Annotated in this window: 15 protein-coding genes; 7 read left to right on the top strand and 8 right to left on the bottom strand. The window is 73.5% G+C overall.

What is annotated here, in order from left to right; translation table 11 throughout:
• Positions 1–97: 97 nt before the first annotated feature.
• The 4 genes from O7600_RS19355 to O7600_RS19370 all read right to left on the bottom strand — a co-directional run bounded on the left by O7600_RS19355 (position 98) and on the right by O7600_RS19370 (position 6,723).
• Positions 98–880 (bottom strand): DedA family protein, encoded by a 783-nt coding sequence (locus tag O7600_RS19355; protein ID WP_281594204.1) that lies wholly within the window; start codon positions 878–880, stop codon positions 98–100.
• Between the two features lie 81 nt (positions 881–961).
• Positions 962–3,478 (bottom strand): polynucleotide kinase-phosphatase, encoded by a 2,517-nt coding sequence (locus O7600_RS19360; protein ID WP_281589312.1) that lies wholly within the window; start codon positions 3,476–3,478, stop codon positions 962–964.
• Positions 3,475–4,932 carry a 3' terminal RNA ribose 2'-O-methyltransferase Hen1 gene (locus tag O7600_RS19365; RefSeq protein ID WP_281589314.1) on the bottom strand — a complete coding sequence of 486 codons (1,458 nt, stop codon included), beginning with the start codon at positions 4,930–4,932 and terminating at the stop codon, positions 3,475–3,477. The genes O7600_RS19360 and O7600_RS19365 overlap by 4 nt, the downstream gene beginning before the upstream one ends.
• Positions 4,933–5,154: 222 nt before the next feature.
• Positions 5,155–6,723 carry an LPXTG cell wall anchor domain-containing protein gene (locus O7600_RS19370; RefSeq protein WP_281589316.1) on the bottom strand — a complete coding sequence of 523 codons (1,569 nt, stop codon included), beginning with the start codon at positions 6,721–6,723 and terminating at the stop codon, positions 5,155–5,157.
• A 168-nt stretch (positions 6,724–6,891) separates the two neighbouring features.
• Here O7600_RS19370 and O7600_RS19375 point away from each other — a divergent pair, with 168 nt between their 5' ends.
• Together O7600_RS19375 and O7600_RS19380 are read left to right on the top strand one after the other, a co-directional pair.
• Positions 6,892–7,377: a SigE family RNA polymerase sigma factor gene (locus O7600_RS19375; RefSeq protein WP_281589318.1), complete on the top strand. Its 486-nt coding sequence runs from the start codon at positions 6,892–6,894 to the stop codon at positions 7,375–7,377.
• Positions 7,374–8,423: an LCP family protein gene (locus O7600_RS19380; RefSeq protein ID WP_281589320.1), complete on the top strand. Its 1,050-nt coding sequence runs from the start codon at positions 7,374–7,376 to the stop codon at positions 8,421–8,423. The genes O7600_RS19375 and O7600_RS19380 overlap by 4 nt, the downstream gene beginning before the upstream one ends.
• Here the strand turns inward: O7600_RS19380 and O7600_RS19385 are convergent.
• Positions 8,414–8,626, bottom strand: a complete 213-nt coding sequence (locus tag O7600_RS19385) for a hypothetical protein (protein WP_174530197.1) — start codon at positions 8,624–8,626, stop codon at positions 8,414–8,416. The genes O7600_RS19380 and O7600_RS19385 overlap by 10 nt on opposite strands.
• A gap of 138 nt (positions 8,627–8,764) precedes the next feature.
• Here O7600_RS19385 and O7600_RS19390 point away from each other — a divergent pair, with 138 nt between their 5' ends.
• Positions 8,765–9,148 (top strand): phage holin family protein, encoded by a 384-nt coding sequence (locus tag O7600_RS19390; protein ID WP_091565815.1) that lies wholly within the window; start codon positions 8,765–8,767, stop codon positions 9,146–9,148.
• A gap of 162 nt (positions 9,149–9,310) precedes the next feature.
• Positions 9,311–10,333 carry a class II fructose-bisphosphate aldolase gene (fbaA, locus tag O7600_RS19395; RefSeq protein WP_174530199.1) on the top strand — a complete coding sequence of 341 codons (1,023 nt, stop codon included), beginning with the start codon at positions 9,311–9,313 and terminating at the stop codon, positions 10,331–10,333.
• 99 nt (positions 10,334–10,432) lie between these two features.
• Here fbaA and O7600_RS19400 read toward each other — a convergent pair whose 3' ends face one another.
• On the bottom strand, positions 10,433–11,644 hold the full coding sequence (locus tag O7600_RS19400; protein ID WP_281589326.1) for a hypothetical protein: 1,212 nt from the start codon (positions 11,642–11,644) through the stop codon (positions 10,433–10,435).
• A gap of 260 nt (positions 11,645–11,904) precedes the next feature.
• Here O7600_RS19400 and O7600_RS19405 point away from each other — a divergent pair, with 260 nt between their 5' ends.
• A complete protein-coding gene (locus tag O7600_RS19405) occupies positions 11,905–12,333 on the top strand; it encodes a DUF3151 domain-containing protein (protein ID WP_091565804.1) in 429 nt (142 codons plus the stop codon).
• Positions 12,334–12,384: 51 nt separating this feature from the next.
• On the opposite strand, the gene O7600_RS19410 is transcribed toward O7600_RS19405, so the two are convergent.
• Both O7600_RS19410 and O7600_RS19415 read right to left on the bottom strand, forming a co-directional pair.
• Positions 12,385–14,544: a chromosome partitioning protein gene (locus O7600_RS19410; RefSeq protein ID WP_281589329.1), complete on the bottom strand. Its 2,160-nt coding sequence runs from the start codon at positions 14,542–14,544 to the stop codon at positions 12,385–12,387.
• 74 nt (positions 14,545–14,618) lie between these two features.
• Entirely contained in the window at positions 14,619–15,617 is a 999-nt protein-coding gene (locus O7600_RS19415) for a hypothetical protein (RefSeq protein ID WP_281589330.1), read from the bottom strand.
• 121 nt (positions 15,618–15,738) lie between these two features.
• Between O7600_RS19415 and O7600_RS19420 the strand changes: the two genes are divergently transcribed.
• Positions 15,739–17,028 carry an adenylosuccinate synthase gene (locus tag O7600_RS19420; RefSeq protein WP_281589332.1) on the top strand — a complete coding sequence of 430 codons (1,290 nt, stop codon included), beginning with the start codon at positions 15,739–15,741 and terminating at the stop codon, positions 17,026–17,028.
• A 176-nt stretch (positions 17,029–17,204) separates the two neighbouring features.
• A complete protein-coding gene (locus O7600_RS19425) occupies positions 17,205–17,723 on the top strand; it encodes a type IV toxin-antitoxin system AbiEi family antitoxin domain-containing protein (protein ID WP_281589334.1) in 519 nt (172 codons plus the stop codon).
• Positions 17,724–17,741 lie beyond the last annotated feature (18 nt).

Here is a 17,741-nt window from a genome sequence, read left to right on the forward strand (position 1 = left end):
CAGTCGCACGGCGACGGCTGAGGCCGTCCGTGGTTCGACAGGTCGTGCGCGCGAAGGCCGGCTCCCGCACGGGGGCCGGCCTTCGGTGTAGTCGCGGTCAGCGGCGGTGCTGCCCGCCGTGCCCGTGCGGGTGGTCGTCGCCGTCGACGGCGTCCCGGGCGGCCTCCACCGCGCCGGCCGCGGTCGCCGCCGCGATCACCGCCACCGCCTCGCCGCGCTTGCGCGCCTTCCGGTCGCGGAGGAACTCGAAGAAGATCGGCAGCACCGAGATCACGATGATCAGCGCGACGACCGGCAGGATGTACCGGTCGATCTTGTCGCCGATGGCGTCGTAGATCTGGCGGGCCAGCAGGTAGCCGATCAGCAGGATGCCGTCCACCCAGAGGATCGCGCCGACCACGTTCCAGACGAAGAACTGCCGGGCCGGCATGCCGAGCACCCCGGCCACCGGGTTGAGGAACGTCCGCACGATCGGGATGAAGCGGGCCAGCACCACGGCCTTGGCCGGGCCGAACTTCTGGAAGTAGTACTCCGCCTTCTCCACGTACTCCCGCTTGAAGAGGCGGGAGTTCGGCTTGTCGAACATGCGCCGGCCGTAGCGCGCGCCGAGCCAGTGCCCGAGCTGGGCGCCGGCGATCGCGCAGATCGGGCCGCCGATCATCAGCCCGGCCAGCGATAGCCGGGTGCCGTCGCCGAAGATCGCGTCGGCCACCGGGGAGGCGGCCACCCCGGCCAGGAAGAGCAGCGAGTCACCCGGGAAGAAGAACCCGACCAGCAGACCGGTCTCGGCGAACAGGATCGCCCAGACGCCGATCATCCCGAAGGTGTGGATGAGGTCCTTCGGGTCGAGCGGGTTCAGCGCCACGTTCTCGGAGATCATCCGGGTCTTCTCAGCTGTGTCCACGGCCACACAGGTTACCCGGGCCCGGTCCGGCGTCGCGCCGGACCGGGCCACCGTCGTCTACAGGCGCGGGTCCACCGGTTCGGACTCGCAGGCGAGGATCGCGAAGACCAGCTCGTGGCGGCGCCAGAGCGGGGCGTCCTCGGCCAGCGCGTCCAGGGCGGCCAGGCCCAGGCCGTGCTCGCGCAGCGCCAGCCCGCGCTTGCGGCCCAGGGAGCGCCGCCGCAACGCGGCGAGCTGACCCGCCCCGGTGTAACCGGGGCCGTAGATGATCCGCAGGTACTCCCGGCCGCGGCACTTGATCCCCGGCTGGAGCAGCGAGCCCTTCGGCGAGCGGGCGGCCGGGCCGGCGTACGGCTTGACCACCATGCCCTCGCCGCCGGACCCGGTCAGCTCCAGCCACCAGTCCGTCGCGGCCGCCACCGCCGCCTCGTCGGCCAGCTCCACCACCAGCCGACGCGTCGGGGTGAAGAACTCCGGGTCGGCCGCGCAGAGCCGGTCGGCCAACGCCAGGTGCCACCCGTGGTCCCGGTCCGCGTAGCTCGTGCCCGCGCCGGCCAGCACGGCGAACGGCGCGAGCGTCACCCCGCGCAGCCCGTCGGTGCGACCCACGTACGCCCGGTACGCCCCCGAGTAGGCGGTCACCTCGGCCGCCCGCTCGGCGGTCCGGGCGTGCAGCTCCGCCACCGGCAGGCCGCGCCCCGCGGCGGCGTCCAGCGTGGCGAGCACCGCCGGCAGCGCCGCCCGGCCGGCCGCGCCGACCCCCGCGTACTGCTCGCGGATCAGCCCGCCCGCCTTCGCCGACCAGGGCAGCAGCTCCGCGTCGAGCAGCAGCCAGTCGGTGTCCAGCTCGGCCCAGAGGCCGGCGGTGGTGACCGCCGCGCGCACCCGGGCCAGCAGCTCGTCGTCGAGCGGCGGACCGAAGAACGGCCGACCGGTACGGGTGTGCACGGCGCCGCCGCCGAACCGGCCCGGCTCCCGTTCCACCAGCACCACGGCCCGGGAGCCCATGTGCTTCTCCTCGCAAACCACCCGGTCGACGCCGGCCGCGCGGTAGTCGGCGAACGCCTCCGCCGGGTGTTCCAGGAACCCCTCGACGGTGGACGTCGAGCAGGGCGCCATGGTCGGCGGCAGCCAGACCAGCCGACCCGGGTCCACCGCGTACCGGCTCATCACCTCCAGCGCGGCGGCCGCGTTCTCCGCCGGCACGGTCAGCGACCCGTACGCGTGGGTGAGGTGCCGCCGCCCGGTCACGTCGGCCAGGTCGAGCACGGTGTCCGGGCGGACCGGCGTGGGCGGCACCAGCGGGCGGGCCGGGGCGTACCACTCCTTCACCGCCGGGACCGCGACCAGCTCCTTCTCCGGGTAGCGCAGCGCGGTCAGCTTGCCGCCGAACACGCAACCGGTGTCCAGGCAGATGGTGTTGTTCACCCACTCCGGCTCGGGCGTCGGCGTGTGTCCGTAGACGACCATCGCCGAACCCCGGTAGTCGCGCGCCCACGGGTAGCGCACCGGCAGGCCGTACTCGTCGGTCTCGCCGGTCGTCTCGCCGTACAGCGCGAACGACCGCACCCGGCCGGACGTCCGGCCGTGGTAGGCCTCCTTCAGCCCGGCGTGCGCCACCACGAGCCGCCCGCCGTCCAGCACGAAGTGGCTGACCAGACCGTCGATGAACGTCTCCACCTCGGCGACGAACTCCGGCGGCTCGGCGGCGAGCTGCTCCATCGTCTCGGCCAGGCCGTGGGTCAGCCGGACGTCCCGGCCGCGCAGCTTGCGCAGCAGCTTCTGCTCGTGGTTGCCCGGCACGCAGATCGCGTGGCCGGCCGACACCATGCCCATCACCAGGCGGAGCACGCCGGGCGAGTCCGGGCCGCGGTCGACCAGGTCACCGACGAACACCGCGGTACGCCCCGACGGGTGCGCCGCGTCCACCGGGCGGCCGGCGTCGTCGTGGCGCAGCACGTAGCCGAGCCGGGACAGCAGCGTCTCCAGTTCGGTGCGGCAGCCGTGCACGTCCCCGATCACGTCGAACGGGCCGGTCAGCTCCCGCCGGTCGTTGAACAGCCGCTCGAAGCGGATCTCCGCGGCGTCGATCTCCTCCACCCCGCGCAGCACGTGCACCTTGCGGAAGCCCTCGCGGGCCAGCCGCCCGTACGACTGCCGCAGGTCGCGCCGCATCCGGGTCAGCACCTGCCGGCCGTGCGTCCGGTCGGCGCGGGCCTCGGTGCGCTCCCAGGCCACCGTCTCCGGCACGTCCAGCACGATCGCCACCGGCAGCACGTCGTGCTCCCGGGCCACCCGGATCAGCCCGGCCCGGGCGTGCGGCTGGAGGTTGGTCGCGTCGACCACGGTCAGCCGGCCCCGCCGCAGCCGGATCCCGGCGACGTGGTGCAGCGCGTCGAACGCGTCGGCGGACGCGGACTGGTCGTTCTCGTCGTCCGCCACCAGGCCCCGGAACGTGTCCGAGGAGAGCACCTGGCTGGGCGCGAAGTGCCGGCGGGCGAACGTGGACTTGCCGGAGCCGGAGACGCCGACCAGCGCCACCAGGGCGAGTTCGGGAATGTCCAGGACGGTCATCGGTTCGTCTCCTCCTTCCGGTCGTCACGGGTCAGCACCGCCATCTGGGTGGGCGCGCCCAGCCCGGGGTCGGCGTCGCCCACCCCGGTGATGGTGGCCGTGTAGCCGTGCGCCGCCGCCACCCGCTCCACCCAGGCGGCGAACTCCGCCCGGGTCCACTCGAACCGGTGGTCGGCGTGCCGGAACCGGCCCGGCGCCAACCCCTCGTAGCGGACGTTGTACTCGACGTTCGGGGTGGTAACCACCACGGTGCCCGGTCGGGCGTGACCGAACACCGCGTCCTCCAGCGCCGGCAGTCGCGGCGGGTCGAGGTGCTCCACCACCTCCATCAGCACCGCCGCGTCGTAGCCGCGCAGCCGGTCGTCCCGGTAGGTCAGCGCGGACTGTCGCAGGTGGATGCGGTCCCGCTGCCGCTCGGGCAACCGGTCCAGCCGCAACCGGCGGGCGGCCAGACCGAGCGCCCGGTCGGAGACGTCGACGCCGACCACCTCGGTGAACCGCCGGTCGGCGACCAGCGCGGTGAGCAGCGCGCCGCCGCCGCAACCCAGGTCCACGACCCGGCTCGCGCCGCTGTCCCGCAGCGCGGCGAGCACCGCCTCCCGCCGCCGTACCGCCAGCGAGGCCCGTCGCGGGTCCGCCTCCCCGGCCGGGCCGGCGTCGTCGGCGGTCGGGTCGATGCTGTCGTCGGCGTCGGGCTCGTCGGCCAGGCGCAGCTCGGCGAGGCGGGCCAGCGCCGCACCCGCCAGGGCCCGCCGGTGCGCCAGGTAGCGCCGGGTGATCAGGCCGCGCTCAGGGTGGCCGGCCAGCCAACCGGATCCGGCCCGCAGCAGCTTGTCCACCTCGTCCGGCGCGACCCAGTAGTGCTTGGCGTCGTCCAGCACGGGCAGCAGCACGTACAGGTGGTTCAGGGCGTCCGCGAGCCGCAGCGTGCCGGTCAGCGTCAGGTCGACGTACCGGCTGTCACCCCACTCCGGGTACGCCTCGTCGAGCGGGATCGGCGTGGCCGTCACGGTCCAGCCGAGCGGGGCGAACACCCGTACCGCCAGGTCCACGCCGCCCCGGCAGCGCAGGACCGGCACCCGTACGGTCAGCGGGATCGCGGTGGCCGCCAGCTCGGCGCGGTCCCGCGACTCGCCGCGCAGCGCCGAGCGGAAGACCTTCGCCAGTGCGGAGGAGAGCAGGCTGGACGCCGCGTACGGGCGGTCGTTGACGTACTGCCCGAGGGTGAAGCCCTCCGGCGCGGTCGCCTGCCGGCGGCCCCGACCGGCGCCCAGCTTCAGCGGGTCGACCTCGACCAGCAGCGCCGCCGTGCACCGCGCCTCGTCCGCCTCGGGGTAGAACACGTGCGCGGCGCCGGCGGGCAGGTCGAAGCTCTGCACGCGGTCCGGGTGCTTCACGAGGAGGTGGCCGAGGTCGGTCGCGGGACGGTGGGTCGTGGTGAGGGTCAGCAGCACGTGGTTGATGGTCCCTTGATCTCTTTGCTCTGTCGTGGGGGTTTCCGGGGAGCCCGACCCGCTCCGGGCGGTCAGGCTTGATCCCTGCGCGGGTCGGGCTCCCCGGAAACCTGACGTGGTCGTTCTTCGCGCACCCGTGCTGCTTCTTGGTCTTCTTGTGTGGTTCGGATACGGCGGTGCCCCGCCGACGGGGTGGTCGGCGGGGCACCTCGGTGTGCTTGGTCAGGCGACGAAGCGGGTCTTGCGGCGGCGGGCCACCACGTAGCCGCCGAAGCCGGCGGCGAGCAGCAGCGCGCCGATGCCGGCGATCAGGCCGGTGGAGGAACCGGTGATCGGCAGCGTGCCGCCGTCACCGCCACCCTGGCCGCCGTCGCCACCCGGAGCGGCGTTCACCACGAGCTTCGCGGCGTCGTTGGCCTTGTTGGTGTCGTCCTGGAAGCCGTCGCACTCGCACTTGGCGTTGATGACCACGGCGCCGGTCGCGTTCGGGATCACCTTGTCGATGCGGAGGCCCACCTCGACGGTCTGCTCCTCGCCGGCCTTCAGGAAGATGCCCGGGTAGCAGCGGTAGGCCTTGGCGCCCGGGGTGCCCGGCTCCTCCCAGTCACCCTCGTTGTCCTTGAGCGGCACACAGTTGTCGGCCACCTCGACCGCGGTGGTCCCGGCCGGGACGGTGAAGTCGATCTTGGTGACGGACGAACCGCTCCGGCCGAAGTCGAGCGTGGCGGGACCGTTGTTGCGGACGCCCACGGTCGCCTTGACCACGTCGCCGGCCTTGCCGGTCACCGAGTCACCGATGGCGGCGAGGTCGACGCCGTTCTTGCCGGTGATCTTGACCTCCATGCCGGACCAGTTGTTCTCCGGGTTCGGGTCGGCCTGGAAGGACCGCGCCTGCACGGAGGACTGCTTGGTGAGCACCAGCGGCCCGTCGGTGCCCGGCTCGCCGACGGAGACGTCCTGGCTGTCCAGGTAGTCGACGAAGTCGTCGAACTCCGCGACCGTCATCCAGTTGTGGTACGCGTAGTCGGCGCCGGGGGCGTACGCGTCCTTGGCCACCGTGTAGGGCACGGTCGCCGCGAAGGTCTCGCCGGCCGCCACGGAGAGGTCGGGGAAGCTGCACGTGCGCAGCCAGTCCTCGGCGTAGGTGCAGTTGCTGTAGTGCTTGCTGGTCCGGATGCCGTAGTCCTGGTCGAAGACCACCATGGCGCCCTTGGCCGTCGTCTCACCGGCGTTGCGCAGGGCGAGCGGCGCGGTGAAGGAGCCACCCGGGGCGGCGGTGCGGGTCACCTCGGGGCCGCCGGCGAGGTCGACGCTCTCGCCGACCTTCACCTTGGCGGTGTGGCTGGCCGAGGTCACGCCGTCGGCGCTGACCGTGACCTTGAGGTCGCCGGAGTCGCCGTCCTTCGCGCCGTCGGCCGGCGCGATGTTGACACTGAGCAGGCCGGCCATGCCCCACTCGTCGATACCGACCTCGAAGTGCTCCTGGCAGAGCAGGACGTTCTTCTCCGGAGTGGTGCAGTCGCCCGCGATCTCCGGAGTGATCTTCGCCTTGCCGGCAAGCCCGGAGTAGTCGTAGCGGACGGTCAGGTTGTTCACCACGACCGGCTCGCTGGCGTAGATGTAGGGCGTCTCGACCTTGCCCTCACTGTCAAGGGCGACGGTGGTGTTCGGGAAGTAGAGCGCAAGCTGAACGGCCGGATCCGCGGCCGCGGCGGAGGTGGCGGAGGCGGCGACGAACGCGCCTGCGACGCCCAACCCGGCGAGCCAGCGCCGGGTGGAGTTGCTGAGCATGAGGGGGGTCCTCCCGTGGGGGTGATCAGGTGGAGCCCGTGGAGCTTAAAGATTCCTTAAGTCGACCCGCTGCCCCGGTCGGCGAACATTGACCGAACGGTTGATCACGGTTGCCGCAACGTTCCGGCCGCCCGTACCCGTCCACCAATCGGGACACCGGGAGGTGCAGTGACGTACGAGGAGTTCGCCGACGCGCGGCTGGGCGCCCTGCTGCGGTACGCGGTCATGCTGACCGGTGACCCGCACCAGGCCCAGGACCTGGTGCAGGAGACCATGGTCCGGGTCCAGCTGAACTGGCGTCGGGTGGCGCGCAGCGACGTGCCGGAACGGTACGTGCGCCGGATGCTGACCAACCAGTTCGTCGACTGGCGGCGCGGCTCGTGGGCTCGTCGGGTGCTGCTGCGCGGCGAGCCGGACGTGACGGTGCCGGCCCCGGCGGACCACGCGCAGTCCGCGGTGGACCGGGACCAGGTCTGGACCTGGCTGGCCGGGTTGCCGCGCCGGCAGCGCGCGGCGCTGGTGCTGCGCTACTACGAGGACCTGCCCGACGCGGAGATCGCCGAGCTGCTCGGCTGCGCGGTCGGCACCGTCCGGTCCAGCATCTCGCGCGCCCTGGCCACCCTCCGAGCCGAACACGTGGAGGTCTGCTCATGATCGAGGACGAGATGCGGGCCGCGTTCGCCCGCCACGAGGCGCTGGCCCCGCCGACCGGCCCGGTCCGCGCCGCCATCGACCAGGCGGCGGTGCGTCGCCGCCGCCGTCGCCGGGTGCGCCTCGCCGGCACCGCGCTGGCGGTCACCGCGACGGCGCTGGTCGGGTTCACCGTGGTCGCGCCCCGGCCGCCGGCGCCCGCCCCGCCGGCCGCGGCGCCGACGTCCAGCCCCACGGGGGCGATGAACGTGCTGCTGCTCGGCGTCGACCAGGCGGGCCCGGACCGGCGGGCCGACTCGATCCTGCTGGTGCACGTGCCGGCCGACCGGAGCCGGATCTACCTCGTCTCCATCCCGCGCGACCTGCTGGTGCCCATGCCGGACGGCGCCGCCACCAAGATCAACGCGACCTTCTCCCGGGCCGCGGCGTCGGGGGACCTCGCCGCCGGCTACCGGGCCACCCGCCAGGCGGTCACCCGGCTGACCGGGGTACGCGTCGACGCCGGCGCGGTGCTGACCTACGCCGCGACCCGCGAGCTGACCGACGAGGTCGGCGGCGTACCGGTCTGCCTGCCGGCGGAGGTGCGCTCGGTGCACACCGGCCGCCGGTTCCCGGCCGGCTGCCAGCGGCTCGACGGCGCCCGGGCGGTGGACCTGCTCCGCCAGCGGTACGGCCTGCGCGACGGCGGGCTGGACCGGGACCGCAACGCCACCCGGTACGCGGCCGGCCTGCTGCGGCAGGTGCGGGAGCGGGGGACGCTGACCGACCCGGCGCGGCTCGGCCGGTTGGTCGGTGAGATCGGTCCGGGGCTGACCGTCGACACCGGTGGGACGTCCCTGCCGCTGCTGCTGTCGGTGGTCGCGCGGGCCACCGCCGCTGAGCCGGTCGCGCTCGGCCTGCCGGTCCGCTACGACGACTGGACGGACCGCGGCTTCGAGCAGCCGGACCCGACGCTCGCCCCGGGTTTCCTGGACGCGCTACGCGCGGACCGGGTGGCCGGCTGGACCGCCGCCCACCCGGACCACGTCACGCCGCTGCGTCAGCGGTAGTCGTCCTCGTCGGCGGTGACCACCCGGGCCTGCTCCATCGCGTCCCAGTCGGCGACCTCCAGGCCCCGGTGCGGTTCGCCGTCGGTGTCGTCCGGGGTGGCCGAGGCGGCCTGCTCGACCGCGTCGGCCGGCTCCGCCTCGAGATCCCGCTCCTCCGGAGCGAGGTGGTGGCTCGGGGCGAAGTCCTCGTCGGGCTGACCCATCGTCCCTCCCTGCGTCTCGTGCGGGCGTCTGCCACCACCACCGTACGGGCTGGTCCGGGCCTCCGCTCGGCGCCGGGCGGAACGGTGGAGTCGGCGATTGTCCCCTCCCCGGCGCGTGGCCCCTGCCAGGATGGTCACGTGGGCTTCCTGATCCGACTGGCGATCACCGCGATCGCGTTGTGGGTCACCACGCTGATCGTGCCCGGGGTGGAGGTGACCGGTCGCAACGGTGGCACCACCGTGTTCACCCTGATCGTGGTGGCGCTCGTCTTCGGCGTGGTCAACGCCGTGCTCAAGCCGCTCATCAAGGTGTTCGGCTGCGTGTTCTACCTGCTCACGCTCGGTCTGTTCGCGCTCGTGGTGAACGCCCTGCTGTTCCTGCTCACCGACTGGATCGCCGGCCTGTTGAAGCTGCCCTTCCACGTGGACGGCTTCTGGGCCGCCTTCTGGGGGGCCATCGTGGTCGCCGTGGTGAGCTGGCTGATCAGCGTCGTCGTGCCGGACCGCCTGGAGGAGCGGTGAGCCGGCGCCGGGTCGGTTGTGCCCTGCCGGCGCTCCTACGGGATACTGCCCGCGGTGGACAGCGCGGTCCGGCGTACCCGTGGAAGTCAGCGGCCGGAACGGCCGCCTCCATGGAAGACAGCGGCCTGCACGGCCGAGAGCGGTAAGTAAGGAGCGTTCGACATGCCCATCGCTTCCCCCGAGGCTTACGCGGAGATGCTGGACCGGGCCAAGGCCGGCCGGTACGCGTACCCCGCGATCAACGTGACCTCCTCGCAGACGCTGAACGCGGCGCTCAAGGGCTTCGCCGACGCGGAGAGCGACGGCATCATCCAGGTCTCCACCGGCGGCGCGGAATACCTGTCCGGCCCGTCGATCAAGGACATGGTGACCGGCGCGAGCGCGTTCGCCGCGTACGCGCACGAGGTGGCCAAGAAGTACCCGGTGAACATCGCGCTGCACACCGACCACTGCCCGAAGGACAAGCTGGACAAGTTCGTCCGGCCGCTGATGGCGATCTCCCAGGAGCGCGTCAAGAACGGCCAGGAGCCGCTGTTCCAGTCGCACATGTGGGACGGCTCGGCCGTACCGGTGGCGGAGAACCTGGAGATCGCCGAGCAGCTCCTCGCCGAGGCCGCCAAGGGCAAGATCGTCCTGGAGATCGAGGTCGGCGTCGTCGGTGGCGAGGAGGACGGCGTCGAGAACGCCATCAACGACAAGCTCTACACCACCGTCGAGGACGGCCTGGCCATGGTCGAGGCGCTGGGCCTGGGCGAGAAGGGCCGCTACATGGCGGCGCTGACCTTCGGCAACGTGCACGGCGTCTACAAGCCGGGCAACGTGAAGCTCCGCCCCGAGGTGCTCAAGCAGATCCAGGACGCGGTGGGCGCCAAGTACGGCAAGGACAAGCCGCTCAGCCTGGTCTTCCACGGCGGTTCCGGCTCGCTGCTGTCGGAGATCCGGGAGGCGCTGGACTACGGCGTGGTGAAGATGAACATCGACACCGACACCCAGTACACGTTCTCCCGCCCGGTCGCGGACCACATGTTCCGCAACTACGACGGCGTGCTGAAGGTCGACGGCGAGGTCGGCAACAAGAAGATGTACGACCCGCGCGTCTGGGGCAAGGCCGCCGAGGCCGGCATGGCCGCCCGCGTGGTGGAGGCCTGCGAGCACCTGCGCTCCACCGGCACCACCATGAAGTGACACCCCGCATGTAAGGAAGGGCCCCTTGTTAACAGCTCGCTGTTAACAAGGGGCCCTTCCTTTACCGGAGGCGTTAATAAGGGGCCCTTCCTTGCGCGGTCAGCGCACGAGCAGCGCAACGGCCTCGCGGACGTCGTCGGTGAGGTGGATCGTGTGCGACAGGTCGCCGAACGGGGAGGCGGCGAAGAGCGGCCGCAGCAGCGACTCCACCGGCAGCTCGGCGGTCCAGAACGCGCGGTCGAGGAAGACGTACGCCCCGCTCGCCCCGTCGGTGCCGTAGAACGTCTTGGTGGCCGCCTGGAACACCTCCTGCACCGTGCCGGCCCGGCCGGGCGCGAACACGATCCCGCCACGGGCCAGGCGCAGGATGGTGTCCTCCCGGATGGCGTTGGAGAAGTACTTGGCGATCCGGCCCGCGAACAGGTTCGCCGGCTCGTGGCCGTACAGCCAGGTGGGGATGGCCAGCCCGCCGGACCGGGCCCACTGCGTGTCGGGCGCCGCCGGTCGGGGTGAGGGCAGCGACGGGCCGTCCGCGTACCGCTTGCGCACCGCCAGCGCCGCCGCCGTGTAGCGGTCGTGGTCGGTGAAGTCCGGCGCGACGGCGAGCAGGTCGATCGCGGCGGACAGCTCGTCCGCCGGCCAGGCGGCGAGGAACGCGCCCAGGTTCGCCGCTTCCATCACGCCCGGGCCGCCGCCGGTCACCACCAGCCGGTCGGCCCGCGCCAGCTCCCAGCCCAGCACCGCGGCCATCCGGTACGCGACGCTGCCGCGCGGGACCGCGTGTCCGCCCATCACCCCCACCACCGACTGCGGGCCGTGCACGGCGAGCCAGGCGCGGGTGGCGTCGGCGAGCGCGTTGTCCACGCCGTGGTCGTGCAGCCGTTGGCCGAGCGCCTCCCGGACGTCGGGCAGGGCCCCGCCGTGCGCCCGGAAGTGCGCGTACACCCGGGTGTCGTACATCTGGGTGAACCCGCCCTCGGCGAAGCCGGCGGCCAGTTCGTCGGCCGTGTAGAGGTGGGACGGCTGGGTCGGGTAGGGCAACCCGGAGAACGGCGGGACCACGTTGGCGCCGCGCCGGACCAGGTCGGCGCCCACCTCCCGGTCGGCGAACCGGCAGCCCACGAAGAGCGTGCCGGCGACGTCCACGGCGCGCAGGTCGGGGACCGGGTCCAGGTCGAGGCGGAGGCCCTGCACGGTCAGGCCGGCGAGGGTCCCCCCGGCCAGCCGTCGGTCGAACTCGGTGCGGGTCTGGACCTCGTCGACGTGAGGCGCGTGCGGCTCGATGACGTCCGCGGGTGGTGGGGTCGGCACCCGATCATCCTGCCCCGGCCGGGCAAGGTCGCAAACCCGGGCGGTACGGACAGGAGCCCGGCGGGCACGCCGCCGGGCTCCTGCGTAACCGGGTCCTGGGGAGGCTCCGGATCTGTAGTTGTAGTGCAAGAACCACGCCGGCGGCATGGGCCGCGGGTACGTGAGCTCCCGCCCACGCGTGACGAAACCCTCAGCCGTTCAGCCACCCGACCCGCCCGACCCCCTCGCGCGCCCCAGGGCGAAGCGGGTTGAATGGGGCGATGCAGAACCTGTTGCCTGAGCCCCCGGCCACCCTGCTCCCGGCCGACGAGGAGGCCGACGCCACGCTGGCGACGGCGGTCGAGCAGGGCACCGACGAGGCGTACGCCGAGGTCGCGGCCCGCTTCCCGACCTACAGCGCGGCGTGGGGGGCGCTCGCCGGTCGCGCGCTCGCCGCGGGCCAGGTCGTCCCGGCGTACGCGTACGCCCGCACCGGCTACCACCGGGGCCTCGACCAGCTGCGTCGCAGCGGCTGGAAGGGGCACGGCCCGGTGCCCTGGTCGCACGCCCCGAACCAGGGCTTCCTGCGCTGCCTCTACGTGCTCTCCCGGGCCGCCGGCGAGATCGGCGAGGCGGACGAGGCCGCCCGGTGCGCCCAGTTCCTCCGCGACTGCGACCCGGCCGCCGGGGACGCGCTGGCCAGCGCCTGACCACCACCGCGACGGCCGGTCCCGACCCGGGCACCGGCCGTCGCGCCCGTCCTACAGCCCTTCCGCCACCGACGCGGCGATCTTCAGCCAGGCGTCCCGGGTGGCGGAGGAGAGCTGGCCGTACCGCAGCGGCTCGCCGGTGTCGATGAGCCGCTCGTAGGGCGCCAGCAGCACCGCCCGGGTACGCGCGGCGAAGTGCGCCTGGATGGCCGGCAGGTCGATCTCCTTGCGGGACGGCGGCATCGAGACCACGGTGACCGCCTGCCGGACCAACCGCTGCCGACCGCTCTGCTCCAGGTGGTCGAGCATCCGGGCGGCGGTCTCGGCCGAGTCGTTCCGCGCCGACATGGTGACCACGAGCTGGTCGGTGGCGTCCATGGCGGCCTGCCAGTTCTGCGCCCGGACGTTGTTCCCGGTGTCCACGAAGATCAGCTTGTAGAAGCGGCTGACCACCTCGCGGATCTCGGCGAACGCGGCGGCGGTCAGCATCTCGCCGCCGGTCGCGGACTCGTCCGAGGCGAGCACGTCGAACATGCCCTCGCCCTGCGAGCGGACGTACTGCGACAGGTCGCCGACGCGACCGTGCGGACCCTGGAACTGGGCCAGGTCACGCAGCATGTCCCGCACCGTCCGGGCGTGGAAGTCCTGCTGCGCCCGCATGCCGAGGGTGCCCTGGGTCTCGTTGTTGTCCCAGGCCAGCACGTACCCGCCGCGCTTCTGGCCGAACGTCATGGCGAGCAGCAGGATGGCCACCGTCTTGCCGGCGCCGCCCTTGGGGTTGACCACGGTCACCTGGCGCAGTCCGCCGAAGTTGCGGCGGACCATCTCGATGTCCCGCTTCACCTCCTGCTCGTGGCGGCCCGGCGCGAGCCGGACCAGTCCCATCCGGTTCACCACCGCGCGTACCCCCATGGTGGCCACCGGGTCGACCGGTCGGGCCTGGCGGCGGCGGGCGAAGTCCTCGGCGGTCGGCGGCGCGGCCTGCTGCGGCGTCCAGCCCTGCTCCGGGTACGGCGGCTGCGGGTGCGCGCCTGCCGGTCCGGGAGCCGGCGGCGCGTGCGGCGGCTGGACGGGTCCGGCCTGGTGCGGCGCCACGGCCGGCTGCGGCGCTGCGGCCTGGTGTGGCCCGGGGCTCTGGTGTGGCAGCGGGCTCTGGTGCGGCGTGGGGTTCTGGTGCGGCCAGCCGGGCGGGTACCAGCCGGGCTGGCCGGGTTGCGGCGGGTACCCCGGCGGCGGATAGGCCGCGCCGTTGCCGTAGGGCGGCTGCTGCATCGGTACGCCCGGCGACGGCGGGAACGGACCGAGCCGGGGCGCGGCCTCCTCCGCGGACCCGCCGGGCCCGTCCGTCGACGGCGAGGGGACCGGAGCCGAACCGTTGGCCGGCCGTGCGCTGACGGGTCCGGGGGGCACCGGCCCGGCGGTCAACGGTTCCGTGCCCGCGGGTCCGGGTCCGGGTCCGGGTCCGGGTCCGGGTCCGGGTCCGGGTCCGGGTCCGGGGCCGGGGCCCGGAGGGCCGGGGTTCGCGGGGTCAGGGCTCGCGGGGCCGGGATGCGCGGGGACCAGGGCTGTCGGTCCGGGACCCGCCGTCGCCGGCCTGGGGTTCGGGGCTGCCGGTCCGCCGGCGGCGGTTGCGGGGTCGGAGGAGTTCGTCGGGCCGGCGGCCTCGGACGCGGCGCGCTGGGGCGGCTGCGCCCACGGGGACTCGGCCCGTCCGTTCACGGCCGCGTCGCTGTCGGTCCCGGACGCGGGCGCGGCGGGCGGTGCATCGGTCCCGGATGCGGGCGCGGCGGGCGGCGCGTCGGTCCCCGGCGCGGGCGCGGCGGAACCGGGCGGGGTCGGCGGCTCGTGGGCGGCCGCCGCGGCCGGGGCGTCGACCCGCGGCGCCGGCGGGGTGCCCGGGGCCGGCGGGTCGAGCGTGAACGGGAGGTCCAGGTCGACCGGCGGCGGGCGGGTCGCGTCGGGCGCCGGGACGACCGGCGGCGGAACCGGCTCCGCCGGGCGGGTCACCTCGGGCGCCGGGACGACCGGTGGCGGCGGGGGAGCCTCGCCGAACGGGAGCGGCCAGGGCATGTTCGGCTGGACCGGCGCCGCCCAGGGCGGCGCGGTGACCACGCCGTCGGTCTCCTCGGGCGGCCAGAGCGGTTCGACGTCCCGCTCCGGCACCTGCGGTCGGCCCGGCACGTGTGCCCGGTCGTCGTTCTCGTGCACCACGGTTCCTCCCCATTCCCCCTGCCGAGGATAGGCGGTCCGGTCAGCCGGGCCACCCGGGCGAGGATCGACCGGGGTCAGCCCGCCCAGACCGCCCAGGCGCCGGGCTCGGTCCACCAGGACCGCTTCCGGCTCAACTCGCCCTCGACACCGTCGTCGAGGAAGGGCACCTTCTCGTCGCGGGGCACGACCGCCACCGCCCGTCCCCGGGCCCGGCGTACCTCCAGCCGGACCTTCTTCCGGCCCAACGCGGACCGGGTCACCACGGGCACGGCCACGGCCACCGACACCCGGCCGTCGGTCGGGTCCGGGTCGGCCAGCAGGTCCACCTCGCCGAGGCGCGCGTAGCCGCCGGCGTTCCCGATCGCGCAGGCCGTGATCGGCTCGCTGCCGTCGCTGAGCACCGTGCCGTCGACCTCGACGCGGCCCCGCCAGTGCAGCGGTCGGCCGGCGTCGTCGGCGGCGCCGAGCAGCGCGCCGTCCAGCGTCACCGAGCCGCCGTCGTTGCGCAGCAGGTCCAGCCGGCGGGCCGTACCGTCGAGCACCGCCGTGGCCACGGCCGCCGGGTCGCGCGGCAGCCCGAGCTGCGCGGCCAGGTCCCGCGCCGTGCCGGATCGGGCCGGGTCCAGCGGGAGTACGCCCACCGGGGGCAGGTCGGGCAGCGTCCGGTTCCCGGCCAGGTCCGCCGGGCGGCGGCTGGGCGGCGGGGCGTACCGGCGCACCAGGCGGCGCAGCACGGCGCGCAACTGAGCGTCACTGGCCGTGGCCACCACCAGCCGGGTCTTGCCGTCCTGGTCGGGCCAGGTGAGGCCGTCGGCGCGGGCCGGGCCGTCCAGGCGGGCCAGCACCTCGTCGATCTCGGCGTCCGAGCGGGCGGTCACCGTGGTCACCCGGGCACCGCGGGCGGTCAGCGCGTCCGCGCAGGCCAGCACCGGCACGCGGGGCGTCTCGCAGCGTTCCGGGTCGGTCGTGGCGACACCGTCGTCCGTGCCACCGCAGCAGGCCCCGCCACTGCCACAGCCTTCGCCGGGAGCGTCCCGCTCCGAGCCGAGGGTGAGCAGCACCACGTCGTACACGAAGGAGCCTCCTGCTTCTCGACGAACCCCTGCCGGTCCCGTCGTCACTACTTGTTAGCCTGACACCCCGGGCTCGCTGACCGGTCGCCGCCTGGCACCCGAGCCTTCTGGAGGCGAGAAGATGCCAGCGATCGTGCTCCTCGGCGCCCAGTGGGGCGACGAGGGCAAGGGCAAGGTTACCGACCTGCTGGGTGAGCGGGTCGACTACGTCGTGCGCTACTCCGGCGGCAACAACGCCGGCCACACGGTGATCACGCCGGACGGCCAGAAGTACGCGCTGCACCTGATGCCGTCCGGCGCGCTCTCGCCGAGCGCGATGATCGTCATCGGCAACGGTGTGGTCGTCGACCCGAAGGTGTTGCTGGAGGAGATCGACGGGCTCGCCGAGCGCGGCGTGGACGTCTCCCGGCTGCGCATCTCCGGTGACGCGCACCTGATCATGCCGCACCACCGGGCACTGGACCGGGTGGTCGAGCGCTATCTGGGCAGCTCCCGCATCGGCACCACCGGTCGGGGCATCGGCCCGGCGTACGGCGACAAGGTCGCCCGGATGGGCATCCGGCTCCAGGACCTGCTCGACCCGGGCATCCTGCGCAAGAAGCTGGAGCTGGCGCTCCGGGAGAAGAACCAGCTGCTGTTCAAGGTCTACAACCGCAAGGCGATCGACGTCGAGGAGACCGTCGAGGAATACCTGCGCTACGCCGAGCGGCTGCGGCCGTACATCGCGGAGACCCGGGTGATGCTCTGGGACGCGCTGGACCGCGGCGAGACCGTGCTGCTGGAGGGCGCCCAGGCCACCATGCTCGACATGGACCACGGCACCTATCCGTTCGTCACCTCGTCGAACCCCACCGCCGGCGGGGCGTGCGTGGGCGCGGGCATCCCGCCGACCGCGATCACCAAGGTCATCGCGGTGAGCAAGGCGTACACCACCCGGGTGGGCTCCGGTCCGTTCCCGACCGAGCTGTTCGACGAGAACGGGCAGCACCTGCGCAAGATCGGCCACGAGTACGGCACCACCACCGGCCGGGAGCGCCGCTGTGGCTGGTTCGACGCCGTGGTGGCCCGCTACGCGTGCCGCCTGAACGGCGTCACCGACCTGGTGGTCACCAAGCTGGACGTGCTGACCGGTCTGGCCAAGGTGCCGATCTGCGTCGGGTACGAGATCAACGGCGAGCGCTTCGACGACATGCCGATGACGCAGACCGACTTCCACCACGCGACGCCGGTCTACGAAGAGCTCGACGGCTGGTGGGAGGACATCACCAAGGCGAGGACCGAGCAGGAGCTCCCCGAGAACGCGAGGCGCTACATCGCCCGCATCGAGGAACTCACCGGCACCCGCGTGAGCGTGGTAGGCGTAGGCCCAGGCCGAGAAGAAAACGTCCTCCGCCACCCCCTCCTCCCCTAACCCCCCACCCCCACCCCCACCCCCACCCCCCCCGGGGGCCCCTCACCCCGCCTTGTTGATCAAGGAGTTCGCGTCGGATTCCGCGCGGAGTCAGACCCAAACTCCTTGATCAACGGATCGGGCCGGGACCGGGTGGGCAGGGCTTTCCACAGGGTTGCCCACAGGGGTTTTGATGGGTGGGCGGCCTGCGGGAATGTGCGCGGGTGGGTGAGTTCGACGAACTGAGGCGCGCGGTTGTCCGGCAGGGCGGGTTCGTGACGGCGGCGCAGGCTGTGCGGCTCGGCTTCAGCCGGGACCGGGTCCGTCACCTGGTCCGGTCCGGGCGCTGGATCCGGCTGTCGCGTGGCTGCTACCTGCCGATGGCAGATCCGCCGGCGGCCGCCCTGCGGCGCACCCGGATCCGCGCCACGGTCGCGAGCCTGGGTCCGGGCGCGGTGGCCGTGCTGGACACCGCCGCCGAGCTGCACGGCATCGGCGGCCTCCAATCGGCCGCGACCATCCACTGTGCGCGGCTGATCGCGGAGGCCGATGGCCGGGTGTCGCATCTGAGTCCGGACGCGGTATTCGCCGATCGGTTCCGACAGAACCGTCTCGTCAACGCCGGCTGGCGCATCCTGCGCTTCACCTGGGCCGACACCCTCCGCCCCGACTACATCCCGGCCACGGTCCGACAGGCCCTGCGCCGAGCCTGTTGACCAAGGAGTTCGCATCGG

Source organism: Micromonospora sp. WMMA1998, from assembly GCF_027497375.1.
Lineage (GTDB): Bacteria > Actinomycetota > Actinomycetes > Mycobacteriales > Micromonosporaceae > Micromonospora > Micromonospora sediminicola.

Bases quoted from the DNA above. Each gene is read 5' to 3' on its own strand.
- O7600_RS19370 (WP_281589316.1), bottom strand. From the start codon at position 6,723: ATGCTCAGCAACTCCACCCGGCGCTGGCTCGCCGGGTTGGGCGTCGCA.
- fbaA (WP_174530199.1), top strand. From the start codon at position 9,311: ATGCCCATCGCTTCCCCCGAGGCTTACGCGGAGATGCTGGACCGGGCC.
- O7600_RS19385 (WP_174530197.1), bottom strand. From the start codon at position 8,626: ATGGGTCAGCCCGACGAGGACTTCGCCCCGAGCCACCACCTCGCTCCG.
- O7600_RS19360 (WP_281589312.1), bottom strand. From the start codon at position 3,478: ATGACCGTCCTGGACATTCCCGAACTCGCCCTGGTGGCGCTGGTCGGC.
- O7600_RS19420 (WP_281589332.1), top strand. From the start codon at position 15,739: ATGCCAGCGATCGTGCTCCTCGGCGCCCAGTGGGGCGACGAGGGCAAG.
- O7600_RS19380 (WP_281589320.1), top strand. From the start codon at position 7,374: ATGATCGAGGACGAGATGCGGGCCGCGTTCGCCCGCCACGAGGCGCTG.
- O7600_RS19405 (WP_091565804.1), top strand. From the start codon at position 11,905: ATGCAGAACCTGTTGCCTGAGCCCCCGGCCACCCTGCTCCCGGCCGAC.
- O7600_RS19355 (WP_281594204.1), bottom strand. From the start codon at position 880: ATGATCTCCGAGAACGTGGCGCTGAACCCGCTCGACCCGAAGGACCTC.